Consider the following 5,830-nt stretch of genomic DNA (forward strand, 5'->3'; position numbering starts at 1 on the left):
CCGGCACGCGCACGGTGCCGCCGGCGGCACCGAGCGCATCGATGGCGGCCTGGATCGCGGCGGTGTCGTCGGTCTTGCCGTCACCGCGCGCGCCCTTGCTGCGCACGTCGATCACCTTGCCGGCCGCCATGGCGATGGCCGGCAAGGGCAGCAGCGCGGCTGCCGCCAGCGCCAGGGCGCGCTGCAGGAACACGCGACGCGGGTTGGCGAGCGGCCGGTTCATGCGTCAGGCTCCCGCAACGGCGCGCCGGCGCGGCTGAGCAGCCACGGCAGGGTGACCGCCAGCAGGTAGAACTTGGAGGCGAAGAACTTGTTGCCCATGCGCCCGCGGTATTCCTCGAGCCAGCGCGCGGCACCCGGCATCAGGTCGCGCGCCTCCACCGCGAAGGCATGTACCTGTTCGAAGCGCTCGGCGGCCAGGCCGCACAGGTCGAAGCGGAAGCAGCCCTTCGCCCGCACATACGGCAGCTCGCCGAAGCGGCGCGCGATGTGCTTGCGCACCAGCGGCTTGTTGTGGCCTTCGCGGTCGATCAGCTGCGTGTCCGGCACTTCGCGGTAGACCCACTCGGCCAGCTGCGCGTCGCAGAAGGGATAGGCCTGGCGCAGGCCGAGCGCACTGGAGGTGTACTGCCCCTTCGGAAAGCCCGCACCGGCCTCGACGATGGCCAGCGTGACGCGCTTGCGCGCCTCGATGGTGTTGGCGGCCGCCAGTTCTTCCTGGAACACGCGCAGGCGCTGGCGTGATTGCGCGGCGACCGGGCGACCGAGCAACCGGTCGACCTCCGCGTCGCTGAAGCGCGAGCCGGGGAAATAGCGCTCGAACGGGTCCATGCCCAGCGTCGCCAGCACGAAGCAGGCGACGAAGCTGCGGCTGACCGGACTAGTCTCGAACAGCCGGGCGGGCACCGGCAGGTCGCGGGCCATGCGGAAGAGCGCGCTGCGGCGCGCGTCCACCGGGGTGCCGAAGTAGATATCGGAGCCGAGCCCGTCGATGACGCCGTCGCCGCCCGCCCCGGCGATCTCGGTCGTGAGGTCGGCGTAGGAAAGCATCGCGAAATCGGCCGACAGCAGCGGCATCCGCGGCACCATCGCCAGGTAGCGGTCATAGGCGCGCGACGGCTCGCAGACCAGTGCTTCATGGCGCAGGCCCAGCTGGCGCGCGACCGCGCGCGCCGAGGCCACCTCGTCCTCCTCGCGTCCACCCAGGTAGGTCAGGCAACAGGTGTCGGGACGCGCCTCAGCCACCGCGATCGCCAGCGAGCTGGAATCCTTGCCGCCGCTCTGCAGCATCCACGGTGCCTGCATGCCGGCGGTCGAGCGGGTGACCGCCTCGCACAGCAGGCGATGGTAGGTCTGCAGCAGCGCGTCCTCGTCCACCGCCTGCTCGGCCGGACGCGACGATGGCGCGGGAGAGGAACGGAAGGGGAAACGGTATTCGGGCGCCGCGTGCAGGTCGCGCTCCGGATCGAAGCCGAAGACCGCCACCTTGACCTCCGGATAGATCGTGTGCGGCGGATAGACGAACGCGTTGCGCAGCACGTCGGCGATGGAGACCGGATCCAGCGGCCGACCGCCGGTCAGGCGCGACAGCGGCGCGAAGTCCGCCTCGCCCCGGTAAGGCGAGGTGCTGAGCTTGATGCGGGGAGCGGCATCCGGCACGGCGGCTGTGGCGGTGGACATGGTGCGGACTTCCTTTGCAGACGTCGGTGGGCGGGCGTGGCGGGCGCGGGCGTCGCGGCAGCCGGGCTACGGCACCGCGGTCCGCCGCGGGCGCGGCATCAGGGATAGCAGGCCCGGTGCAGGCGGCGGGTGAAGCGGGTCGCCCGTGCGGGCAGCGCGCGGGCGCTGAGCGCGGGCCTGCGCGCCCGTCGCGGAGCGGCGCTTCACAGCACCACCCCGTGCGTGACGTAGTAGCAGAACACGCCGGCAGCGCCGACCAGCCCCATGCGCAGCACGACCGGGTTGCGCAGCGGCGAGAAGCGGTTGTCGCAGCAGATCGCGGCCAGGATGAGCGACACCGAGAGCCACGCCGGCAACAGGTACCGGTTGGAGAAGTTGCCCCAGCCGACGGCGAAGAACGGCAGCATCAGCACCAGGTAGATGGCGGTGCCGCGGTTGATCCGGTCACGCACGGGCTGGTGCACCAGCGGCGCGACGGCGAGGGGGAGCAGGTACCAGAACAGCGAGAACACCGCAAAGTCCAGCCGCACGCCGGTCTTGTAGTCGACGCCGCCGCCGTCCATGGTCATCACCGTGGTGTAGAGGCTCGGCAGGATCGCCCGCACCAGCACCATGGTGAAGCCGCTGCAGTAGGCGAGGAACGCGGCGATGCCGACCCATCGCTGCAGCCGTGGCTTGAGCAGCAGCACCGGCGCGAACAGCAGGTACAGCACCGACGAGTAGTGGAAGCCGGTCGCCAGCAGGCCCCACAGGAAGAACGCCCGCCACTGTCGCTGGTAGAACGCCAGCAGCGCCGTGAACACCAGCAGCGACGCGAGTCCCTGGCGCATCACGTTGATCACGGCGTTGGACATGGTCGGCGATATGAAGAGGAACAGCAGCGAGGCCGCCAGGAAAGTGGTGTAGGCGGACTCGCTCTGCAGGTAGTCGTGGTACCGGCGCGTGGCCACCAGCACGGTCCCCGTCATGACCAGGAACATCACGCCCTCGTAGGCCGGGAAGCCCATGCCCGTTTGCGCAAGCGCCACGCTCAGGTAGTAGAAGACCGGCTCGAAGCGGCTGTCGACCGGCCCGTGCTGGCTGAGGTTCTGGAAAAAGCTGGCGTACACCGAGGTGTCGGTGCCGATGTTGCCGCGGGTGGCCACGACGTAGTCGACCACGGCGATCACCGCCGCGACCAGCATCAGCCCGAGCAGGACGCGGGCGTTGGTATTGGTGGGGCTGTCGGACAGCGGGAGGGGCTGGTTGATCGTGGTGGTGTTCATCGTCAGCTCGCCTGGTCGGCATGGGTGGCACGCGTGCCCGTGGAGTGCGTGCCTGCAGAGAACCGGCGCGCGTAGGTGATGGCGCGCCGGCGCGCGTAGCGGGCCACGCCCAGCACGGCGGCCACGCGCATGCGCGCGCCGCCGATCAGGCCCTGCTCGTGGAGCGCGCGGCGCACATCGATGGCCGCCGCGTACATCGCTTCCATGTCGCCGCTCAGCCCGCCGGCGCCGAACGGCGGCTTGTGCCAGGACGCCAGCACCGGCTCGATCCGCGCGCAGCGGTAGCCGGAGAGCAGGATCTGCGCCCACAGCATGAAATCCTCCGCGCGTCGGCGGCGCTCGTCGAAGCGGAACGGCAGGTCGCGGCGCAACAGCATCGACGCGGTGGGGAACGGACTGCCCAGCAGCGGCAGGCGGTTGGGCAACACGCGCACCGCGATCGGACGGCGCACGGGCGGTGGCGGATCGGTGCGGGCCTGCACGTTCATCGCATGCGCCAGCAGGGCGATCCCGGGATCGCCCGCCAGCACTTCCATCTGGATCGAGAGCTTCTCGGGATGCCAGGTATCGTCGGCATCCAGGAACGCGATGTAGGGCTGGCGCGCCTGCGCCCAGCCGTGGTTGCGTGCGGCGCTCGGCCCGCCGTTGCGCGGCAGCGAGAACACCCGCACCCAGCCGTCCGGATACGCGGCGGCCACCTGGTGCAGGCGCTCGAGCGTGTCGTCACCGCTGCAGTCGTCCACCAGCAGCACCTCGGCCGGCGGCAGCCGCTGCGCGGCGACCGAGGCGACGGCCGGGCCGATGGTGTCGGCGCAGCGATAGCACGGCACCACCACGCTCACCGGCGCCACCTTGCTGTCGGCGGAGAGGCGCGGGCGCGGCGGATTGTCTGCGATCGTGGTCTGCATGGGGTCTCCTGTCAGCACAGGCAGTCGTGGATGCGTGCAGCCGCGGCGCGCGCGGCCAGTTGCCATTCGGCGGTGCGCTGCTCGAGCAGGCTGCGCAGCGCGTCCTCGCGCTGCACCAGGTGCGCGAGCGCCTCGCTCAGCGTGGCCGAGGACAGGTTGCGCGCCTGCAACACCATTTCCTGGTTGCCGAACATGTCGCGGTTGATCCCGCAGGCCTTGACGCTGTAGGCGATCGATACCGTGGGCACGCCGCTGGAAAGCGCCGAGATCACCGGGTGTGCGCGCGCGCCGATGAAGAAGCGCAGGTAGCTGATGACGTACTTGGTCTGCACCGCGTTGAAATGGTTGGGCATCATCTTGACCGCATCGCCCAGGTCCGCCAGCTGCGCCAGCAGCGGTTCCATGTAGGCGGCGTCGCCGGCGCGCGCGTCCTCGCGCAGCGGATCGGCATGCGGGATCAGCAGCACGCCCAGCTGGTACTCCTTCACCGCGTGGCGGATGAAGGCGGCCAGCTCCGCGTGAAGGTCCTTGTCCTGGCGCTTGTGCCGCTCGATCAGGCGGCTCACGTTCAGGCCGAGCACGTGGCCGTCGCCGCGCGGCCAGAACGGCCGCAGATCCACCGGCTCCTTGCCGAGCATGAACGAGGGCTCGGTCATGCGGATCACGTTGCGCAGGCCCAGCTTGTGGACCAGGTAGTCGTGGCTCATCGACTCGCCCGCGGCCACGAAGTGCATCCGCGCCAGGTGGCGGGTCACCGGCTCGACGAACTCGGGTTCACGCTCGAACGGGCCGACCGATGCGCCCCAGAGCATGACCGGCTTGCCCATGTCCATGGCCCAGCCGTCCACGCTCATGATTGGCGAAGGAATGCGGTAGTCGAGCGAATAGTTGTCGCCGCCCACGGCCAGCACCGCGTCGACCGATTCGAGCTGGCGGCGCAGCCAGCGCGGCAGTGGAAACGGCCAGCCGGCGCGCTTGATCAGCGGCAGCGGCAGGCTCTGCAGCTGCACCCAGTAGCGCGTCGGCGGCGGCAGGTAGGCGCGCACCAGGTGCACGCCGTCATCGGCGGCGTTCGGCCACTGCGCACTGTCGCGCGCGATGTTGACCGAGGGCACCAGCACCTCGACGTCGCCGAATTGTTCCTTCAGCAAGGCGACCGTGCTGCGCACGATGGCCTCGCAACCTCGGTTGCGGAACGTGCGCTGCCCGGAGAGGTAGAAGCGTTTCACGAGTGCGTCCTGGCGTGCGGGGTGCAGGGAATGGTTGGATGGGGGCATGGGCTTCGCCGCCGCTCGCGAGGCGACGCGACATGCCTCCGCTACCCTTCGCTGGCGTCGGTCGCCCGCCGGCCGCGCTGTCCTGCGGCCGGCGGGCGGTACCTTGGCTCAGGCCATGGCTGCGGGGCGCAGCACGGCCGCCGACGGCACCGGAACCGATGCCAGCGAGCGCCCGCGCCCGATGCCGTAGTAGGCCAGTCCGGCTTCCTCCACCTGCGCCGGGTCGTACAGGTTGCGTCCGTCGAAGATCGCCGGTGCCTTCAGCGCACCGCGGATGCGCGCGAAATCGGGCGCGCGGAAGGCCTTCCATTCGGTCACGATCGCCAGCACGTCGGCGCCCTCCAGCGCCTGGTAGGCGTCCTCGCACAGCACCAGGTCCGGCCGCTCGCCGTAGATGCGCTTGGTCTCGCCGCGCGCCTCCGGATCGAACGCACGCACCTTCGCCCCGGCCGCCCACAGCAGCTCCATCAGCCGCCGGCTGGACGCCTCGCGCATGTCATCGGTGTTGGGCTTGAACGCCAGGCCCCACAGCGCAATCGTCTTGCCCTTCAGCTGCCCGCCGCAGTGCCGCTCGATCAGCTCGAACAGCTTGCCCTTCTGCGCGTAGTTGACCGCTTCGACGGCCCCGAGCAGCTTCGCCTCGAAGCCCACGCCGTGCGCGGTGCGCTCCAGCGCCTGCACGTCCTTGGGGAAGCACGAG

Annotated in this window: 6 protein-coding genes; all 6 read right to left on the reverse strand. The window is 70.4% G+C overall.

From position 1 onward, the window contains the following. A partial coding sequence (locus VFH59_RS02335) for a glycosyl hydrolase family 28-related protein (RefSeq protein ID WP_325163278.1) occupies positions 1–223 on the reverse strand: 223 nt, incomplete at its 3' end. Continuing rightward, positions 220–1,680, reverse strand: a complete 1,461-nt coding sequence (locus VFH59_RS02340; protein ID WP_325163279.1) for an asparagine synthase-related protein — start codon at positions 1,678–1,680, stop codon at positions 220–222. The genes VFH59_RS02340 and VFH59_RS02335, both read right to left, overlap by 4 nt. Before the next feature lie 203 nt (positions 1,681–1,883). Beyond that, entirely contained in the window at positions 1,884–2,945 is a 1,062-nt protein-coding gene (locus VFH59_RS02345; RefSeq protein WP_325163280.1) for an EpsG family protein, read from the reverse strand. Positions 2,946–2,947: 2 nt separating this feature from the next. Then, on the reverse strand, positions 2,948–3,853 hold the full coding sequence (locus VFH59_RS02350) for a glycosyltransferase family 2 protein (RefSeq protein ID WP_325163281.1): 906 nt from the start codon (positions 3,851–3,853) through the stop codon (positions 2,948–2,950). An 11-nt stretch (positions 3,854–3,864) separates the two neighbouring features. Next, positions 3,865–5,082, reverse strand: a complete 1,218-nt coding sequence (locus tag VFH59_RS02355) for a polysaccharide pyruvyl transferase family protein (RefSeq protein ID WP_325163282.1) — start codon at positions 5,080–5,082, stop codon at positions 3,865–3,867. Positions 5,083–5,238: 156 nt separating this feature from the next. Beyond that, positions 5,239–5,830: UDP binding domain-containing protein (locus tag VFH59_RS02360; RefSeq protein ID WP_325163283.1), on the reverse strand; the 592-nt coding region annotated here is incomplete at its 5' end.

Origin of the sequence: Frateuria sp. (assembly GCF_035695185.1) — a bacterium.
Taxonomy (GTDB): domain Bacteria; phylum Pseudomonadota; class Gammaproteobacteria; order Xanthomonadales; family Rhodanobacteraceae; genus Frateuria_A.